The sequence below is a fragment of the Paraburkholderia sp. MM6662-R1 genome (assembly GCF_050436245.1).
GTDB lineage: Bacteria > Pseudomonadota > Gammaproteobacteria > Burkholderiales > Burkholderiaceae > Paraburkholderia > Paraburkholderia tuberum.
Window position 1 is genome coordinate 889,763 of sequence record NZ_JBNDLV010000001.1, and the last position, 19,147, is coordinate 908,909.

Annotated in this window: 17 protein-coding genes and 2 pseudogenes; 6 read left to right on the plus strand and 13 right to left on the minus strand. The window is 63.6% G+C overall.

What is annotated here, in order from left to right; translation table 11 throughout:
- Positions 1-18 precede the first annotated feature (18 nt).
- Positions 19-1,806 (plus strand): AMP-binding protein, encoded by a 1,788-nt coding sequence (locus OKW39_RS04320; protein ID WP_429562150.1) that lies wholly within the window; start codon positions 19-21, stop codon positions 1,804-1,806.
- A gap of 97 nt (positions 1,807-1,903) precedes the next feature.
- Positions 1,904-2,842 carry a DUF1571 domain-containing protein gene (locus tag OKW39_RS04325; protein ID WP_429562151.1) on the plus strand — a complete coding sequence of 313 codons (939 nt, stop codon included), beginning with the start codon at positions 1,904-1,906 and terminating at the stop codon, positions 2,840-2,842.
- On the opposite strand, the gene OKW39_RS04330 is transcribed toward OKW39_RS04325, so the two are convergent.
- From OKW39_RS04330 to OKW39_RS04345, 4 genes and pseudogenes are all read right to left on the minus strand, one after another.
- Positions 2,839-3,267: a hypothetical protein gene (locus OKW39_RS04330; protein WP_184029836.1), complete on the minus strand. Its 429-nt coding sequence runs from the start codon at positions 3,265-3,267 to the stop codon at positions 2,839-2,841. The genes OKW39_RS04325 and OKW39_RS04330 overlap by 4 nt on opposite strands.
- Positions 3,268-3,327: 60 nt before the next feature.
- Positions 3,328-4,905, minus strand: a complete 1,578-nt coding sequence (locus OKW39_RS04335) for an FAD-binding oxidoreductase (RefSeq protein ID WP_429562152.1) — start codon at positions 4,903-4,905, stop codon at positions 3,328-3,330.
- A 143-nt stretch (positions 4,906-5,048) separates the two neighbouring features.
- Positions 5,049-5,304: pseudogene (locus tag OKW39_RS04340) on the minus strand (sigma-70 family RNA polymerase sigma factor); the annotation flags it as partial.
- Between the two features lie 26 nt (positions 5,305-5,330).
- Positions 5,331-5,468: a hypothetical protein gene (locus tag OKW39_RS04345; RefSeq protein WP_167368637.1), complete on the minus strand. Its 138-nt coding sequence runs from the start codon at positions 5,466-5,468 to the stop codon at positions 5,331-5,333.
- A gap of 439 nt (positions 5,469-5,907) precedes the next feature.
- Between OKW39_RS04345 and hfq the strand changes: the two genes are divergently transcribed.
- Entirely contained in the window at positions 5,908-6,381 is a 474-nt protein-coding gene (gene hfq / locus OKW39_RS04350) for an RNA chaperone Hfq (RefSeq protein ID WP_090804149.1), read from the plus strand.
- Positions 6,382-6,411: 30 nt separating this feature from the next.
- Here hfq and OKW39_RS04355 read toward each other — a convergent pair whose 3' ends face one another.
- Entirely contained in the window at positions 6,412-6,639 is a 228-nt protein-coding gene (locus OKW39_RS04355; RefSeq protein ID WP_090804147.1) for a hypothetical protein, read from the minus strand.
- A gap of 182 nt (positions 6,640-6,821) precedes the next feature.
- Here OKW39_RS04355 and OKW39_RS04360 point away from each other — a divergent pair, with 182 nt between their 5' ends.
- Positions 6,822-7,013 (plus strand): hypothetical protein, encoded by a 192-nt coding sequence (locus OKW39_RS04360; RefSeq protein WP_090805694.1) that lies wholly within the window; start codon positions 6,822-6,824, stop codon positions 7,011-7,013.
- A gap of 223 nt (positions 7,014-7,236) precedes the next feature.
- Here OKW39_RS04360 and OKW39_RS04365 read toward each other — a convergent pair whose 3' ends face one another.
- Positions 7,237-7,953: a DUF2968 domain-containing protein gene (locus OKW39_RS04365; protein ID WP_429562153.1), complete on the minus strand. Its 717-nt coding sequence runs from the start codon at positions 7,951-7,953 to the stop codon at positions 7,237-7,239.
- A 107-nt stretch (positions 7,954-8,060) separates the two neighbouring features.
- Positions 8,061-8,327, minus strand: coding sequence for a hypothetical protein (locus OKW39_RS04370; protein WP_429562154.1), 267 nt, complete (start codon positions 8,325-8,327; stop codon positions 8,061-8,063).
- Here OKW39_RS04370 and OKW39_RS04375 point away from each other — a divergent pair.
- Positions 8,248-8,445, plus strand: a pseudogene (locus OKW39_RS04375) (ShlB/FhaC/HecB family hemolysin secretion/activation protein); the annotation flags it as partial. The gene OKW39_RS04370 and the pseudogene OKW39_RS04375 overlap by 80 nt on opposite strands.
- 201 nt (positions 8,446-8,646) lie before the next feature.
- Positions 8,647-9,132, plus strand: coding sequence for a DUF2147 domain-containing protein (locus OKW39_RS04380; RefSeq protein WP_429562155.1), 486 nt, complete (start codon positions 8,647-8,649; stop codon positions 9,130-9,132).
- 159 nt (positions 9,133-9,291) lie between these two features.
- Here OKW39_RS04380 and OKW39_RS04385 read toward each other — a convergent pair whose 3' ends face one another.
- From OKW39_RS04385 to typA, 6 genes are all read right to left on the minus strand, one after another.
- Positions 9,292-9,750: a transposase gene (locus OKW39_RS04385; RefSeq protein WP_429562156.1), complete on the minus strand. Its 459-nt coding sequence runs from the start codon at positions 9,748-9,750 to the stop codon at positions 9,292-9,294.
- A gap of 99 nt (positions 9,751-9,849) precedes the next feature.
- Positions 9,850-10,947 carry a cell division protein ZapE gene (gene zapE, locus OKW39_RS04390; RefSeq protein ID WP_090804139.1) on the minus strand — a complete coding sequence of 366 codons (1,098 nt, stop codon included), beginning with the start codon at positions 10,945-10,947 and terminating at the stop codon, positions 9,850-9,852.
- Positions 10,948-11,035: 88 nt separating this feature from the next.
- Positions 11,036-12,478 carry a dihydrolipoyl dehydrogenase gene (gene lpdA / locus OKW39_RS04395; RefSeq protein WP_429336245.1) on the minus strand — a complete coding sequence of 481 codons (1,443 nt, stop codon included), beginning with the start codon at positions 12,476-12,478 and terminating at the stop codon, positions 11,036-11,038.
- A 138-nt stretch (positions 12,479-12,616) separates the two neighbouring features.
- Complete coding sequence (gene odhB / locus OKW39_RS04400) at positions 12,617-13,891, minus strand: 2-oxoglutarate dehydrogenase complex dihydrolipoyllysine-residue succinyltransferase (RefSeq protein ID WP_184029896.1); 1,275 nt, start codon at positions 13,889-13,891, stop codon at positions 12,617-12,619.
- Positions 13,892-14,032: 141 nt separating this feature from the next.
- Positions 14,033-16,894 (minus strand): 2-oxoglutarate dehydrogenase E1 component, encoded by a 2,862-nt coding sequence (locus tag OKW39_RS04405; RefSeq protein WP_429361620.1) that lies wholly within the window; start codon positions 16,892-16,894, stop codon positions 14,033-14,035.
- Positions 16,895-17,299: 405 nt separating this feature from the next.
- Positions 17,300-19,129, minus strand: coding sequence for a translational GTPase TypA (gene typA / locus OKW39_RS04410; RefSeq protein ID WP_090804133.1), 1,830 nt, complete (start codon positions 19,127-19,129; stop codon positions 17,300-17,302).
- Positions 19,130-19,147 lie beyond the last annotated feature (18 nt).

The following is a 19,147-nucleotide window of genomic DNA, read 5'->3' on the forward strand; positions in this document are numbered from 1 at the left end:
ATTTTCAGGAGGCAACCGATGACCGAGCCCACCCAAGCCCCGCTGCACATGCCGGACGCAGGCGGCACGCCTCGTCAAAACCCGGTGCCCCACCCCGCTCCGAACACCGACGGCATCTGGTACGCGTCCTATCCGGACGACGTGCCGCGCGACATCGACGTCACGCAATACGAGTCGATCGATCAGTTCTTCGACGAATGCATCGCACAGTTCCGCGAGCGCGTCGCGTACGTGAGCGTCGGCGCGAACCTGACGTACGGTGAACTGGGCCGCAAGGCGAGCGCGTTCGCGGCGTACCTGCAAAGCATCGGCGTGGAGCCGGGCGAGCGCGTCGCAATCATGCTGCCGAACACGTTCCAGTATCCGGTCGCGCTGTTCGGCACGATCAAGGCGGGGGCGGTGGTCGTCAACGTGAATCCGCTCTACACGGTGCGCGAACTCGCGCACCAGCTAAAGGACAGCGGCGCGCAGACGATCGTCGTGTTCGAGAACTTCGCGAAGACGCTCGAAGATGCATTGCCCGGCACCAAGGTGCGCAACGTGATCGTGACCGGGCTCGGCGATCTGCTCGCCGACGGCGCGAACCTGAAGGGACACCTGCTCAATTTCATGCTGCGTCACGTGAAAAAGATGGTGCCCCCTTACAAGCTGCCGCAGGCGGTGCCGCTCCTGAAAGCGCTTTCGGCCGGTTATGCACGGCCGCACACACCGGTGCGCGCGACCCACGAAGACATCGCGTTCCTGCAATACACGGGCGGCACGACCGGCGTCGCGAAAGGCGCGATGCTCACGCACCGGAACATTCTCGCCAATCTGTTGCAGGCGAAGGCGTGGGCCGCGGGGCAGCTGTCCGGCGAGGGCGAAACGGTGCTCACGCCGCTGCCGCTTTATCACATCTACTCGCTGACCGTGAATGCGCTGATCTTCATGGGGCTCGGCGGGCGCAACATCCTGATCGCGAATCCGCGCGACATGAAGCGCGTGATGATGATCATCCGTCACGAAAAATTCACCGGCATGACCGCGGTCAACACGCTCTATAACGCGTTCCTCGACAACGAGGAATTCTGTCGGCGCGACTTCTCGGACCTGAAGCTCGCGATGGCGGGCGGCATGGCGACGCAGAAAGCCGTCGCCGAGCGCTTCAAGGCGGTGACGGGCAAGCCGATCATCGAGGGCTACGGACTCACCGAGTGCTCGCCGATCGTCTCGATGAATCCGGTCGATCTGACCAATCTGCGCGACTTCGAGGGCTCGATCGGCTTGCCCGCGCCGTCCACGCAGGTGCGCTTCAGGAAAGACGACGGCAGCTGGGCCAATATCGGCGAGGCGGGCGAGCTGTGCGTGAAGGGCCCGCAGGTCATGAAGGGCTACTGGAACCGCCCCGACGAAACCGCGAAGGTGATCGACGACGACGGCTGGCTCGCGACCGGCGACATCGGCGTGATGGACTCGCGCGGCTTTATCCGTCTGATCGATCGCAAGAAGGACATGATCCTCGTGTCGGGCTTCAACGTGTATCCGAACGAAATCGAGGACGTGATCGCCGCGCATCCGGACGTGCGCGAAGTCGCCGCGATCGGCGTGTCCGACCCCGCGCAGGGCGAGCGCGTGAAGGTGTTCATCGTGCGGCGCACGCCGACACTGACCGCCGAGCAGGTGATTGCGTACTGCCGCAAGAATCTGACTGGCTACAAGGTGCCGAAGCTCGTCGAGTTCCGCGACGAGCTGCCGCAAACCAACGTCGGCAAAATTCTGCGCCGTGCGTTGCGCGACGAGGAACTCGCGAAACAGAAGTCCGCCTGACGGGAATAAGCGTTGCTTCAAAGCGTTATTGCTTCGTTGCTTCGCGTTATTGCCTTGCATGTTGCATGAGCGGCCGCGTCACTTTCTGGAGAAATTCATGAAGCACCGCATGTCCGCCCGTTCGCATCGCCGGCGACAGCGCTTGCTGGGTGCGCTGCTCGTCGCGCTCGCCCTGCTGTCGGTGCCGACGGCCTTCGCGCAGAACGACGATCGCCCGCCCCCGCTCGACACCGCGAGCGCCGTCAAGCCGCCCACCACGCCGGCCGCGCAGGTCGGCATGCTGACGCTCGACCAGCAGGTCAAATGGCTGCGCGCCGCGCAGCAAAGCGGCACGCTCGAAAAGCTCGACGACGCGCAACTGGTCGCGCTGTTCCAGTCGCTCGATCCGCTCGCGCTGCCGCGCTATATCAAGGAAGGACCGAACGACTACCCGTCCTACGAGTTCACGATGTCGCGCTCCGAGCGCATTCGCGGCATATGGCCCGACAAGCCCGATCACATGCTGGTGCGCGTCGCGCACGACCCGCTGCGCATCTACGCGAAGTGGCTGCCCGACGGCGCGCACGCGGGCCAGGAAATCATCTACGACGAATCGAAACGTAGCGACGAAACCTACGGCCACCTCGGCGGCATCATGAAACTGATGCCGTTGTGGACGTCGCTGACCGGCGCGCTCGCACGCTCGCAATCGAATCACAGCGTGCGCGATCTCGGCACCGAGTACGTTGCCGATCAATACCTGAGTGAAGGAAAAAAATACACCGAGGCCGGCTTGCCACGTTCGGTGCAGATCGAAGTGAAGACCATCGACGGTGTGCGCGTCGTCGCGTTCACGTTCGAAACACCGGTCGGCCAGCCACGGTTCTACGCGAAAAAGGAAACGCTCGGGCTCGATCTGCGTCATCCGTTCTTTCGCAGCGTCCAGTCTTACGACAACGACGGCAAGATTTTCGAGCAGATCGTGTTCGAGAGCATCACGCCGAGGACATTCGACGATTCGACCTTCGATCCGAAGAACAAGGACTACAAGTTCTAGCGCGCGCTGCGCGGCGTCAGAGCGAAGGCCACGTGGGCGGGTTGCGCATCCAGTCCCTCGCGCGCTTCGTGACGATGCTCGACGAAGCGTCCCGTGCGAAGCGCGAGGTGTTGCAGGACGAAGTAATCGGACGCGCGCGTGAAGCCGATCAGCGCGGGCATCGCGTGCGGGGTCCGCCCAACGTCGAGCAGTGGCGCAAGTGTGGTGAACCAGAGCGCGCCCGCATCGTCGCCGGTTTCGAAGGTCGGCAACCGAAGATGCGCGGCATAGCGTGCGAACGACGCGCCGCATTCGAGCGTCGAGTCGACGATCGCGAACGCGCGCGCATCGTCAGCGCACGCGGCGGCTTGCGCGAGCCACGGCCATGCGCCGCCCGCGGCCGTCGCGAGGCATGCACCGGTGAGCATGAAAGTGCGTCGATCCATTGGCGTGTACGTTCCGTTCTGTTTGCGCTTCGGTCTGCCGTGCGTGTCCGCACGCGTCGTTCACGTGTACCCCCGCCGGTCACGCCATGCCGCCGGCCAGATGCCCTGCTTGCCCGGCGCGAGAATGCCGTTCGGATCGAGCGCATCCTTCAGCGTTTCGGCGAAGCGCAGCGACGCACCGTCGTTGAAGCTGTATTGCGCGGCCGCGAAATCCATGTACGCGAGATGCGCGCGATATTCGCCGTAGCCGGCCGCGCGCGCGTCGCTCATCAGCGAGCGCAGCAGCGCGCCGGCCTGCTCCACCTGATTCGCGTCGTCGCGATCGAAAATCGCCGCGAAAATATGATGCAGATGCCGCGCGCCCGCGGTAAAGCCACCGTAGTAGTCGAAGCCGTATTCGGCGGCGCGCGCTTTCACCATCGTGTACTGGCGCATCGCGTCGCGCCCGGTCGCCGGACAGATCGGCGCGAAGTCGACGTGCGCGCCCGCGCCGCCGCGCCAGTCGAGCATGCGAAACGCGGTCATCGCGGGAATGCCGGCCATGTTGCGGTCGCCGCCGCCAGTCGGCTGAGCATCGCCCGCATAGCGCGCCGCCGTGAGCCGCGCCTCCGGCACCCGCGCGAACGCGCGCTCGATCAGCGCGTAGCGCGCATCGATCAGCTCGGGCGTGCCGTACAGCGCGAAATGCAGGTTCCAGTGCCCGACGCCGAGTTTGTCGAGCATCGCCTGCACCGCGCTCCCGGGCATCGCGCCCGCGCCGTCGTACCACTGCCGGCGTGGCGACAGGCTCGCCGCGCGCCGCAATCCGCCCTCGATCACCGCGTGATTGCGGATCGTGCCGTCGAGCCGCAACGGCCGCAGAATCTCGACGATCTCCTCCAGATCGGCCTCGCGACGAAACTGGATTTCGCCGAGCAGATACGCGGGCGGCGCGGGCATCAGCCACACGCCGAGTTTCGTCACGATGCCGTAGTTCGACTGCATGAACATCGCATCGAACGACGGCCCGTAGCCCGGCTGATACAGCTGCCACGCAGTGCCGATCTCGACGCCGCCCATGCCGGTGCGCAGCACGTCGCCGTTGGCGAGCACGACCTCCATCCCGCATTGGGCCGCCGCATGATCGCCGTAGTCGGTATAGCCGAAGCCGCGCTCCAGCGTGTTGCCGACCACGCTGCCCCAGCCGGCAGCCGGTGGATCGACCCACAGCTTGTAGCCCTTGTCGCGCAGATGCGCGTACAGATCGAAATAGCTGACGCCCGGTTCGACCAGCGCATAGGCGAGCGTTTCGTTGACTTCGAGGATGCGGTTCATGCGCTGCAAGTCGAGCACGACCGAGCCGCTGAGACGCGGCGCCGCGCCGCCGTACGCGAAGTTGCGCCCGGTCGACACGGTCCACAGCGGAATCCGGTACTGATTGGCGATGCGCAGCACCGCACGGATTTCATCGACCGACGCGGGCAGCAGCGCGGCGCTCGCGACAAACGCCCTCGGCTCGCCAGGCGCGAACGGATCGCCATAGGCGGCGAGGCCGGCGTCGGAACGCAGCACGTGCGCTTCACCGACGATCGCGCGCCAGCCGGCGAGCGCCCGGTCGAACTGCGCGGCGGACAGGTTGGGCGGCAGCGTCTGGGGCAAGGCGTCTCCTTGTCGGTCGGGCAATCCGCGGGTGCAGTCGCGCGGGCAGCTATGCGTGCGTCGCCGCTAACGACCTTGACGACACGCTACCGCCCGCTACTGCTGCCACGTCTCAGGCTTACCACCGAGCTCGCTGCACACGTCGATCGCGACGGCGCGCTTTCGTCGTCGACGGCGATCTCGCGGCGCCCGCGCAGCTGGTCGATGTACAGATGCCGCAGGATCCGTCAGCAGCCACGCGCGCAGGTTGCTGTTCGGACGGAATGCCGACCAGCGCGCAAGCGCGCGCTCCGCCGTATCCTGCACGAGATCGTCGGCCCAGGCGCGGTCGCCCGTCAGTGCGCGCGCATAGCGGCGCAGCTGCGGCAGCCACGCGATCACTTCCGCTTCGAATGTCACCCGGCGTGCCAGGCCCGGTCGCGGCGTTAGTAGCCGCCGCCGCTGCTGTTGCTGTTGTTGCTCGAACCCGACGCGGCGTTGTCGGTATCGGCCGCGTGCGCGAGGGAGCCGCACGCGAGCGCGAGCAGGACGAAGAGCGCTGACAGAATACGGGATGCTTTCATGGTGAGCCTCCTGGCAGATGCCCGGCACGCGATCGACCGACCGGCGCGGCGGGCGGCAGGCCGCGGAATGCGGTACTGCCATACTGGACTTAACGCCGCGATCGCGTGGTTTATTCCATCGCCGTCGTGGCGCTGTTTCGCTGCGCTGTTTCTCCGGGCTTTTCGCGGCGCTTCGACGCCGCCGCCGTGGTCGCGCAACATGCCCCCTATGTTCTTCCTTTTCCGCCAACCGTGCCGGCAATGCCTGGAGAGACCGGAAGTAGACGACATTGACCAGCAGATTCGTAACTCAACGTTACAGTCCCGCGTTATCGGATGCTTATGTGCTCACAAGTCGTTATAGTGGACAAAGTTCGCCCCCGTCGACGCGTTCTGCCCCCGCATAGGGTAGAAAGGGTAAAATCGCGGCGAACCACCGTCTACCTAACCTGAATTGTCCATGGCTTCCGCAGAATCGCATCCGCAAAACGACTTCATGAACGCTGCGCGCAAGGAACGAAAGCGCGTCGAAATCTATCTGGTCAACGGCATCCGCCTGACCGGATGCATCGAGTCGTTCGATCAGTACCTGGTGATGCTGCGCACGCCGGTTGGCCTGCAAGGCATCTACAAGCGCGCGATCTCCACGATCCAGCTCGACACCGGCACGCGGCCCGCGCCGCGCACCGGCCGAACGTCGCATGGCGAACATGGCGCGCGCGGTCCGCATGGTTCGCGCGAACATCGCGAGCCGCGCGAAGGGCGTGAATCGTACGGCACGCCGTCGGCGGAACGCGCGCCGAGCGAGCGCAGCGGCAACTCCGAAGGTCCGGTGGTCGTCACGCGGCGGCGGCGTCTGTTCGGCAACGGCGGCGAAAGCGGCAATCATGGCGGCAACCACGGCGGCGGCAGCCCCGGCGGCAATCAGGAATAAATACGAAGAAGCTGTAGCGGCCGCGCCTCGCTACTCCGTGGACGGACCGAGGCGCCGCAGAATTTTCTCCAGTTGGGTCAGCTGACGCTCGGTCAGCTCGAATCTCCCCTTGACCGCCAGCACGCGGCGCCGCCAGTAGCCGGCGTCGAACAGGTGCAGCGCCGGTTGCCGGGTCTCCCAATCCAGGTGTTCCAGTTCGGCTTCCACGACGTGGGCTGCGAGCACTCGTCGCGAGCCCGCCGGCTTTTTCCCGTTCATCTGGTTCGCTGTGTGATGAATCGATGGAGGTGTCGTTCGCGGCTCGAGCGCGGCCGGGACACTCGGAGAACGAATCGATGCCGGCCGGCTTTAAACGACGCGCCTGCGCCATCTGGCGGTCGTTCGCCGATAGCCGCGATGCGCTATGCTGAATGATCGACCCTCTACCGATGGAGCACGCCATGACCAGCAAAAACCAGCATGCCTCCCGACCGGCGCGCACGCGCCGGACGCCCCCGACGTCCGCCGATACGCGGCTCGACGAAGCGCTGATGGAAAGCTTTCCCGCCAGCGATCCGATCGCCGTCGACGTGACGCAGCCGCCTCGCGAACGGATGCGCAAGACGCAAGCGGATACGCGCAAGCGGCATTGAAGTCGCGCCGTCTTGCGTCGTACGACGGCGGCGCACAACGACGCGGCAACGAGCCGTCAAGGCTCGCGAAAAATGCCGAGTGCAAATGCCGGAAAGCCCGGCGGTAAAAGTGCGATGCGCGGGCTGGCGGGGTGTGGAAAGCACCGATCAAATATAACCACGGTAACGCCCGCGGACGAGCCGGACGGCGCACCGATTTCCGCGCCGTCCCGCCACGTCGTGCTCAATGCACCGGCAAGCCGCTATTGAGCTGACGCTGCAGGTCGCGCACCTGGCGCTGCGCGACGCGCAACTGATCCTGCGCGGCGGCCTTCTGCTGCGCCAGTTCGGTCGCCTCGGCGCGCTTCTGCTCCTGCTGGCTCGCGACGATGCTTTGCTGCTGACGCGCGACGTCGAGGTCGGCCTGCAGCCGGCTCGCGCGTTCCTGCGACAGCGCGACCATGCGCTGCGTGAACGCCTTCTGCGCTTCGAGTTGCGTACGGCGGATCTCGATGTCCGACAGTTGCATCGTCTGCCGCGCGAAATCCTTGTAGATCAGCTCCGCGCGCGCGGCGTCCTGCGACTTGATCACGCGCCAGAAGTTTTTCTGCTGGAACAGCGCGACGTAGTAGGTCATCTCCTTGCCGTAGAACAGCAGGCTCGCGCCATAGCTGCCGTTATACGTGGTGCGCAATTCGCTCAGATCCGGGCCGTGGATCATCTGCTGCAATTCAGCCACGTTCCCGGTGGCGGATTGCCGGTTTTCGTCCGGCGTCAGTGCAGTGGTTTCCGCCTGGCCGGCCTGCGAGGTGTCGGGCAACGAACTCGTCGTACCCGGCTGGGAAACGACCGTACCGCTCGCACCACTGTTCTGCAGAGCCTGTGCATTCGCGCCCTGAAGGGCCCCCAATACGATGCATGCGGCCAGAGCAATCTCTCGTAGCTTCGACTTTCGGTCCATGTGATACCTGTTGAACAGATTTTGTTTTAGTAGAAAACGGGGAATTATTACTTACTTTGGCGGGTTTCGGGCTCTTCGTCGAAAATATGGTACTTGCGCGTTTGCTTCTATAACAGGCACAAGCATAGTCCCGCCTCACCGGCGCGGCGGTAGACGACGATCCGTTCGATTCCCTGCCGCTGATCGAGGCGCCCCACCGCGGTCCGAACCTGACCGTGCAGGTCGACGGCGGGAAGTCGATTTCGTTCGACGAAGTCGCGCCACGCTTCACACCGCTCGTCGGCGAGGACATGCCATGAGCCGGGCGATGCGTCGAGCGCTTCCGGCTGGAGCGCGACAGTCGAGGCCAACCGGCCGATCACGCTCGGCTTCACATATGCGCACTGCGACAGCCTCGATGTGTCCGTCGGAAAAGCGGTCGGTGATGCGCCGGTGGAGAGCGCATCGCACAGTCCGTGCATCAACGCCAGGTTCTGCTACCAGCTGAATTGACACGCTTCAGAAGTGCCGCGAGCGGATTAGAAGCTCCACTATCAAACGACGCATGCACTTTCGCGTATTCTGCGCTGACGATGCAAACGGCACACCGCTGGCACCGTTGCGCATCGCGAGGGCCGGTAACGCACATCCGACCACGATGCCCATAACGCCGCGCGACCATGATCGCGCCGTCTCATATCAAGGAGGAAGGCAATGACGCAATTCACTCGACGTGCCGGCGCGCTTGCGCTGCGCACCGCCCGTCACGCCGCGCTCGCCGGCGCCCTGCTCGCCAGCGCCGTGACCGCGATGGCGCAGACCGATACACCGATCGGCACGTGGCAAACCATCGACGATCACACGGGCCAGCCGAAGGCGCTCGTGCAGATCGCACAAGACAGCAATGGCGAACTGAACGGCAAGGTTATCAAGGGTCTCGGCGCGAACGACCAGCCGGATCGCCGTTGCACCGAATGCACCGACGCGCGCAAGGATCAACCGGTCCTCGGCATGACCATCATCAACAGCATGAAGAAGGATGGCGACGCGTGGGATCACGGCCAGATTCTCGATCCTGAAAACGGCAAGGTCTACAAATGCAAGATGCATCTCGAGGACGGCGGCAACAAGCTCGTGGTGCGTGGCTACATTGCGGTCGCGCTGCTTGGCCGCTCGCAAACGTGGATACGGCAGCAATGAGGGTCGACGTGCGGCGCATGCGTGGCGCCTGGCACGTCGCCTGAATGTGCGCATGATGCTGCAACGATGCGCGCTCGGCGCCAGGAGGTGCAACATAAAAAACGGCCGGCGATCAAGAATCGCGCGGCCGTTTTCATTGGGGCAAGCTGTTTGCGATGGTCATGCTGCCTGCTTGAGCGGTGCAGCGTAAGCGATCGGCGACGCCGGCACCGACGTGGCCGGTACCGGATTGTATACGGCGGCCGGAACACGAAACGCCGCGGGCACGCGCTTGGACGCGGCGCGCTTGTGCCGCACGCTCGCGTGCGTGCGCATACGCGCTTCCATCAATCTGCAGAAATCTTCGCTCGCGGTGTCGAGCAGTTGCTCCGTGACGTGCTTGAGCACGCCCGATTCGTACCACGACTTGAAGCGGCGATGACAGGTCTGATATGACGGGTAGCGGCGCGGCATTTTGGACCAGGTGGCGCCGCTATACATGACCCAAAGCACGCCGTTGAGCACCGAGCGGGTATCGGCAAGTGGACGGCCACGCATTTCGGTACGCGGCCGGAGTTCGGGCAGCAGTGGCGCAACGCGCTGCCATTCTTCATCGGTGATTTCGCGATACGGGTTCATGCTTCCTCCTTTGTCAGAACAACGACAAAAGATAGCCAGTTATCCGTGCGCGGAATATCAGACCACTCCGAATCCTGAAAATGTGTCGTGCGCGGTAGCTCAGGTTAGGGACGTGTCGACGATCCGGCGCGGCGTGTCGAGATACTCCTTCGACTGCATCTCGACGATGCGCGACACCGTACGCGTGAATTCATTAGCCATCGGACCGTCGACGTACAACTGCTCCGGCGGCACCGCAGCCGACATCAACAGCTTGACCTTGTGGTCGTAGAACACGTCGATGAGCCACGTGAAGCGGCGCGCTTCCGACGCCATGCGCACCGACATCTGCGGCACGTCCGACAGGATCACCGCGTGAAAGCGGGTCGCGAGTTCGAGGTAGTCGTTCTGCGAGCGCGGGCCCCCGCACAGCGTCGCGAAGTCGAACCAGACCACGCCGTCCGCGCGGCGCAGCGCCTTCAGCTCGCGCTTCTCGATATGCAGCAGCGGGCTTTCGTCGGGCACCGCGGCGAGGCGCGCGAAGGCGTCGCGCAGCGCCTTGCCGGCGGCGGCGTCCAGTGGCGTGTGATAGACCTCCACCTGCGCGAGCGTGCGCTGGCGATAATCGATCCCCGCATCGACGTTGATCACGTCGAGCTTCTGCTTGATCAGTTCGATCGCGGGCAGCATGCGGTCGCGATGCAGGCCGTCCGGGTACAGCGTGTCGGGCGCGTAGTTTGACGTCATCACGAACTGCACGCCGTTCTCGAACAGCTTGTCGAGCAGGCGATACAGGATCATCGCGTCGGCGATATCCGAGACGTGGAATTCGTCGAAACAGATCAGCCGATAGCGCTTCGCAATGCGCCGCGCGAGTTCGTCGAGCGGATCGGCCCGGCCTTTGAGTTCTTCGAGTTCGCGATGCACTTCGCGCATGAACTCGTGGAAGTGCAGACGGGTTTTGCGATGCAACGGCACGATCATGTAGAAGCTGTCCATCAGGAAGCTCTTGCCGCGGCCCACGCCGCCCCACATGTACACGCCGCGCGGCAGATCGGGGTGAATGATCAGCTTCCTGAACGCGTTCGAGCGGCGCGACTTGTATGCGACCCACTCTTCATAGCACCGCTGCAGGCGGTCGACCGCCGCGCGCTGCGCCGGATCGGATTGATAACCGCGCGTCTGCAGTTCTTTTTCGTAGTATTCGGTGACGTTCATCGTGTTGCTGCAAAAAGAAAGGCGGGAGGGATTGAACCCCGCCCGCCTTTGGTGATGCCAAGGTTGCGTTTCGGTCAGGCGTGCGTGCTTACATGTTCAGCGCGCGCTTGTCGACGGCGAGTGCCGCTTCGCGCATGACTTCCGACAGCGACGGGTGCGGATGGCAAATACGGCCGATGTCTTCCGACGCCGCCTTGAACTCCATCGCCACCACGGCTTCCGCGATCAGGTCCGATGCGTTCGCCGAGATGATATGCACGCCGAGCAGTTCGTCGGTCTTCGCGTCGGCGATCATCTTGACGAAACCGTCTGCCTTGTTGATGCCGAGCGCGCGGCCGTTAGCCATGAACGGGAACTGGCCGGTCTTGATCTCGCGGCCTTCCGCCTTCAGTTGCTGCTCCGTCTTGCCGACCCATGCGATTTCCGGTTCGGTGTAGATCACCCACGGAATGCAGTTGTAGTCGATGTGCGGCTTCTGACCGTCGATCACTTCGGCAACCAGCACGCCTTCGTCCTCAGCCTTGTGCGCGAGCATCGGGCCACGCACCACGTCACCGATCGCGTACACGTTCGGCACGGCCGTCGCGCAGTGGTCGTCCACGTCGATGAAGCCGCGCTCGTTGGCCTTCAGGCCGATCGCTTCGAGGCCGAGGTTGTCGGTGTTCGGCACGCGGCCGACCGACACGACCAGGCGGTCGGCTTCGAGCGTCTGCGCGTTGCCGTCCTTGTCCGTGTAGGCGATCGTCACGCCGTTTTCGCTCGTCTTCACTTCGCCGACCTTCACGCCGACGTGGATGTCGAGACCTTGCTTCTTGAACTGCTTGGCCGCTTCCTTCGACAGCGCCTGGTCAGCCACGCCGAGGAATTCCGGCAGCGCTTCGAGCACCGTCACGTCCGCGCCGAGGCGGCGCCACACCGAGCCGAGTTCCAGACCGATCACGCCTGCGCCGATCACGGCGAGCTTCTTCGGTGCCGTGTCGAACGACAGTGCGCCTTCGTTGTCGGCGATCAGCTTGTTGTCGACCGGAATGCCCGGCAGATGACGCGCCTTCGAACCCGTTGCGATGATCACGTTCTTCGCCGTGACGACTTCGCTGCTTGCACCATCTTCGCCTTCGCCGCTCACTTCGATCTGCACGCCGGCGTCCGTCTTGCCGGTGAACTTGCCATGGCCCTTGAGCCACGTGATCTTGTTCTTGCGGAACAGGAATTCGATGCCCTTGGTCATCTTCTCGACGATGCCGTCCTTGCGGCCCATCATCTTCGAGATATCGACCGAGACGTTTTCCACCGAGATGCCGTGGTCGGCAAGGTGATGCGACGCGTTCTCGAACTCTTCCGACGAAGCGAGCAGCGCCTTCGACGGAATGCAGCCGACGTTCAGGCAGGTGCCGCCGAGCTTCAGCGTGCCGGCCGGGTTCTTCCACTTTTCGATACATGCGACGGTCTTGCCGAGCTGCGCTGCGCGGATGGCGGCGATATAACCGCCAGGGCCTGCGCCGATCACGACGACGTCAAATTCTTTGGACATGACAATCCCTTTGATGGCGGAACGGCGCCGGGCCACCCGAGGTGGCGCGCGCCGTTCCTGTACTGCGGAATGCTAAAGACGTGCTACGGATGACGCCGGCCCGCGCAAACCGCGGGCCGGCGTCGGTGGAACGTGCGCTTACAGGTCGAGCAGCAGGCGAGCCGGATCTTCCAGCGCATCCTTCATCGCGACCAGCGACAGCACTGCTTCGCGGCCGTCGATGATACGGTGGTCGTACGACAGCGCGAGGTAGTTCATCGGGCGGATCACGATCTGGCCGTTTTCGACCACTGCGCGTTCCTTGGTGGCGTGCACGCCGAGAATCGCGGACTGCGGCGGGTTGATGATCGGGGTGGACAGCATCGAGCCGAACACGCCGCCGTTCGAGATCGAGAACGTACCGCCGGTCATTTCTTCGATGGACAGCTTGCCGTCCTTCGCCTTCTGGCCAAATTCGGCGATCTTCTTCTCGATGTCGGCGAGGCTCAGCTGATCTGCATTGCGCAGGATCGGCACCACCAGACCGCGCGGCGAACCGACAGCGATACCGATGTCGAAGTAGCCGTGGTAGACGATGTCGTTACCGTCGATCGACGCGTTCACGAGCGGGAACTTCTTCAGCGCGTGAACAGCCGCCTTCACGAAGAACGACATGAAGCCGAGCTTCACGCCGTGTTCCTTCTCGAACTTGTCCTTGTACTTGTTGCGCAGCTCCATGACCGGCGCCATGTTCACTTCGTTGAACGTCGTGAGGATGGCGTTGGTTTGCTGCGACTCGAGCAGACGCTCGGCGATACGAGCACGCAGACGCGACATCGGCACGCGCTGTTCCGGACGGTCCTTCAGCCATTGATCGGCCGATGCCGGGGCCTTGACGTCCGGCAGCGACGGCTTCGCAGCCTTCGGTGCGGCAGCCGGAGCCGGTGCAGCCTTGGCAGCCGGAGCAGCCTGGCCGGCGACGAGCACGTCGCCCTTCGTGATACGGCCGTCGCGGCCGGTGCCGGCGACGTCGCCCGCAGCCAGACCCTTCTCTGCCATCAGCTTGCCGGCAGCCGGCGAAGCAGCGGTGTTCGACCCCGTTGCGACAGCGGCCTGAGCCGCCGGTGCGGGAGCCGCGGCAGCGACCGGAGCCGGCTTCACTTCGGCTTCGACAGCGGCGGCGCCTGCGGTGCCTTCCGTGTCGATCTTCGCGATCACCTGCTCAGCCGTGACCGTGTCGCCGTCGTTCGAAATGACTTGCGCGAGCACGCCTGCTGCCGGTGCCGGCACTTCGAGCACGACCTTGTCGGTCTCGATTTCGATGAGGATTTCGTCCTGAGCGACAGCCTCGCCGGGCTTCTTCTTCCACTGCAGCATGGTTGCCTCCGAGACCGACTCGGAAAGCTGGGGAACCTTGACTTCAACAATAGCCATTATGAGTATCCTGAATACGTATCGGGTGACGGCGCTTCTTCACGACCGCCTGCGAACCGTGAACGCCGCGCCTGAACCTCATGGGAAACGTTCGGCGCGGCGCGGGAAAGCGCACTGCGCTTTCCCGGCTCGTCTGTTTCTTTATTTAGCGATCGACGCGCTCTTGAGACGGCCGAAAGCGCCTTCGATCAGCGCCTTCTGCTGCTCGTAGTGCTTCGCGTAGTAGCCGACTGCAGGCGAAGCCGAAGCCGGACGGCCGCTGTACGCCAGCTTCTGCCCTTCCTTCATGCCTTCCTTCAGATGGTGCTCGATGTAGAACCACGGGCCCTGATTCTGCGGCTCGTCCTGCACCCACACCACTTCGGTTGCGTTGTCGTACTTCTTCATTTCCGCTTCGAACTGCTTGTGCGCGAACGGATAGAGCTGTTCGATACGGATGATCGCGATGTCGTTCACCTTCGCTTCGCGGCGATGCGCGACCAGGTCGTAGTACACGCGGCCCGAGCAGGCCAGCACGCGCTTGACCTTCTTCGCGTCGATGGTTTCGTCCACTTCGCCGATGACCGGCTGGAACGAACCCTTCGCGAGTTCCGACAGATCCGACACGGCTTCCTTGTGACGCAGCAACGACTTCGGCGTCGCGACGATCAGCGGCTTGCGGAACAGGCGGATCATCTGGCGACGCAGCAGGTGGAAGACCTGCGCCGGCGTGGTCGGCTGAACGACCTGCATGTTGTGGTCTGCGCACAGTTGCAGGAAACGCTCGATACGCGCCGACGAGTGCTCCGGACCCTGGCCTTCGTAGCCGTGCGGCAGCAGCATGGTCAGGCCCGACACGCGGCCCCACTTCACTTCGCCCGACGAGATGAACTGGTCGATCACGACTTGCGCGCCATTCACGAAGTCGCCGAACTGCGCTTCCCACGCGACGAACGTGTTCGGTTCAGCGGTCGAGTAACCGTATTCGAAGCCGAGCACCGCTTCTTCCGACAGCACCGAGTCGATCACCGTGAACTTCGCCTGACCTTCGGCGATGTTCTGCAGCGGCACGTAGGTGCCGTCGTTCCAGCGCTCGCGGTTCTGGTCGTGCAGCACTGCGTGACGGTGCGTGAACGTGCCGCGGCCCGAATCCTGACCGGTCAGGCGCACGGCATAACCGGATGCGACCAGCGACGCGAACGCGAGGTGCTCGCCCATGCCCCAGTCGAGCTTCGCTTCGCCGCGGCCCATGGCGCGACGGTCGTTGATCACGCGCTCGACGAGCGGGTGAACCTTGAAGTTTTCCGGAATCGTGGTAATGCGTTCGGCGAGGCGCTTCAGTTCCGCGAGCGGCACGGCCGTGTCGGCCGCGTCGGTCCACTTGCGGTTCAGGAACGGCACCCAGTCCACCGCGTACTTGCTCTTGTAGTTCGAGAGCACCGGGTCGACCGTGTGGTGGCCCTCGTCCATCGCCCTGCGATAAGCCTTGACGAATTCCTCGCCATCCTCGGCCTTGATGACGCCCTGCTGAACGAGCTTTTCCGCGTACAACGCACGCGTGCCGGGGTGCTTCGAAATCGTCTTGTACATCAGCGGCTGCGTGACCGCCGGGGTGTCCTGCTCGTTGTGGCCCAGCTTGCGGAAGCAGACGATGTCGACGACGACGTCCTTGTGGAACTGCATGCGGAAGTCGATCGCCATCTGGGTGGCCAGCACGACCGCTTCGGGATCGTCACCGTTCACGTGCAGCACCGGCGCTTCGATCATCTTGACGACGTCCGAGCAGTACAACGTGGAGCGCGAGTCGCGCGGGTCCGACGTCGTGAAGCCGATCTGGTTGTTGATGACGATGTGCAGCGTGCCGTGCGTGCCATAACCGCGCGTTTGCGCGAGGTTCAGCGTTTCCATCACGACGCCCTGGCCGGCAAAAGCCGCGTCGCCGTGGATCTGCACCGGCAGCACCTGAACGCCGTTTTCGTCGCCGCGACGGTCCATACGCGCCTTCGCCGAGCCCTCGACCACCGGGTTGACGATTTCGAGGTGCGACGGGTTGAACGCGAGCGACAGGTGAACCGGGCCGCCTTCCGTCGCGACGTCCGACGAGAAGCCCTTGTGGTACTTCACGTCGCCAGCCGGCAGATCATCGACGTGCTTGCCTTCGAATTCGGCGAACAGGTCTGCCGGCATCTTGCCGAGCGTATTGACCAGCACGTTCAAACGGCCACGGTGAGCCATCGCGATGACGATTTCCTGAACGCCGCGCAGACCGCCGTGACGCACGACTTCGTCCATCGCCGCGATGAAGCTCTCGCCGCCTTCGAGCGAGAAGCGCTTCTGGCCGACGTACTTGGTGTGCAGGAAACGCTCGAGGCCTTCGGCGGCCGTCAGGCGATTCAGGATGTGCTTCTTCTTGTCGTTGTTGAAGCTCGGCGTCGAACGGATCGATTCGAGGCGTTCCTTCCACCAGCGCTTCTGCTCCGGATCGCTGATGTACATGTACTCGACGCCGATCGTGCCGCAGTACGTGTCGCGCAGGGCTTTGACGATCTCGCGCAGCGTCGCGCGCTCGAACCCGAAGTACAGATTCGTTGCGCTGAACTCCTGGTCCATGTCGGCTTCGGTGAAGTCGTAGAACGCGGGTTCAAGTTCGGGGATCGCGGGACGCTCGCGGCGCTTCAGAGGATCGAGATTGGCCCATTGCGAGCCGAGGAAGCGATATGCGCCGATGAGGGACTGGACGTAAACCTGTTTGCGGGCGGTTGCGAGATCTTCGCCGCCGGCCGTTGCGCGCGGCAGGAAGGCATTGGCCTTGGCGCGCTGGGCAAACGATTCGACGATCGGGCCATGGGCCACGTCGTTGGCGTTGCTGCCGTCCGATGCGGGCACGTTCTGCAACGCATCGAAATAGCTGCGCCAGGTCTCGGGCACTGACGCCGGATTATCGAGATACGCTTCGTACATTTCTTCAACGTACGGAGCATTGCCGCCGAACAGATAAGAGTTCGACTGGAATTGCTTCATCATTTTTACGCTCACCTTTCTTCGAGTTTCTCGAGAAATAGCGGGTTACCGAACCTTCCGCGACACGGCCTGACCGTTTAGCGGATTGCGCGAATCAAGTCTTGCTTGGAAGGACCTAAAACTTTGCACCCGGGAGCATAGCACAGAACGAATAGTCCAGATAGCGAACGGCACAGGCGCAAAGCCTGTGATGGCGGGCGTTTCGCGGGTGACGGGGCGCCTTTTCACAGCGCGCAACAGTGTTCTGTGAGAAATGAAGGCGAACGGCGCGATGGGTGTCTACATGTGTACCGCCCCGGAAAGTGGCAGGCATGATGCAGCGCCAAACGTTTTGATGCGCCAAAAACAAGGAAGCCACCCGAAGGTGGCTTCCGCTTCCTGCTATCCAGACGGATATTCGAGTCCGGCTTATTCGCCGGCAACCTTGTTGCGGCTCGCGCTGCGGCGCTCGTGTTCCTTCAGGTAGCGCTTGCGCAGACGGATCGACTTTGGCGTGACTTCGACCAGCTCGTCGTCGTCGATGAACTCGACCGCGTATTCGAGCGACAGCTGAACCGGCGGCACGAGACGCACGGCTTCGTCGGTGCCAGACGCGCGCACGTTGGTAAGCTGCTTGCCCTTGATCGGGTTCACGACGAGATCGTTGTCGCGGCTGTGGATGCCGATGATCATGCCTTCATACAGCGCTTCTCCCGGCGCCACGAACATGCGGCCGCGGTCCTGCAGCTTCCACAGTGCGTACGCGACTGCCGCGCCGTCGTCCTGCGAGATCAGCACGCCGTTGCGACGTTCGCCGACCGCGCCTTCCTTGACCGGCTGGTAAGAATCGAACGTGTGGCTCATCAGACCCGTACCGCGCGTGAGCGTGAGGAATTCCGACTGGAAGCCGATCAGACCACGCGCCGAAATACGGTACTCGAGACGCGTGCGGCCACGGCCGTCCGATGCCATGTCGAGCATTTCGCCCTTGCGGCGGCCAAGTTCTTCCATCACGCCGCCCTGGTGGGGGTCTTCCATGTCGACGGTCAGATTTTCGTACGGCTCGTGCTTCTCGCCGTCGATTTCCTGCATCACGACGCGCGGACGCGACACGGCCAGCTCGTAGCCTTCGCGGCGCATGTTTTCGACCAGAATGGTCAGGTGCAGCTCACCGCGGCCGGCCACTTCGAACGTCGTTTCGTCGCCGGTATCGCGCACGCGCAGCGCGACGTTGTGATTCAGTTCCTTCATCAGGCGGTCGCGAATCTGGCGGCTCGTGACGAACTTGCCTTCACGGCCCGCGAGCGGCGACGAGTTGACGAGGAAGTTCATCGTCAGCGTGGGTTCGTCGACGGTGATCATCGGCAGCGCTTCCGGCTGTTCCGGCGAGCAGATCGTCACGCCGATGCCCACTTCCTCGATACCGTTGATCAGCACGATGTCGCCCGCCTCGGCCGAGTCGACCTGCACGCGATCGAGACCCTTGAACGACAGCACCTGGTTGATCTTGCGATTGAGGATTTCGCCTTCCGGGCCCGATCGCACCGCGACGGCCATGCCCGGCTTGATGCGGCCGCGCGTGATACGGCCAATGCCGATACGACCAACGTACGACGAGTAGTCGAGCGACGTGATTTGCAGTTGCAGCGGACCTTCCGGGTCGGCCGGGCGCACCGGCACGTGCTGCAGGATTGCCTCGAACAAAGGACGCATGTCGCCGTCGCGTACATCAGGCGTGAGACCCGCGTAGCCGTTCAGGCCCGATGCGTAGACGATCGGAAAATCGAGCTGCTCTTCGCTGGCGCCGAGCTTGTCGAACAGGTCGAAGGTCTGATTGATCACCCAGTCGATCCGCGCGCCCGGACGGTCGACCTTGTTGACCACGACGATCGGCTTCAAACCCAGTGCGAGCGCCTTCTTCGTGACGAAGCGGGTTTGCGGCATCGGGCCTTCCACCGCGTCAACGAGCAGCAGCACCGAATCGACCATCGACAGCACGCGCTCCACTTCGCCGCCGAAGTCGGCGTGCCCCGGCGTGTCGACGATATTGATGTGCGTGCCCTCGTACTCCACCGCGCAGTTCTTCGACAGGATCGTGATGCCGCGCTCTTTTTCGATGTCGTTCGAGTCCATCACGCGCTCGGCGATCTGCTGGTTCTCGCGGAACGTGGCGGTCTGACGGAGGAGCTGGTCGACGAGCGTGGTCTTGCCGTGGTCGACGTGAGCAATGATGGCGATGTTGCGTAGGGCGCGGGTCATAGGAAACCTGAAGACGGT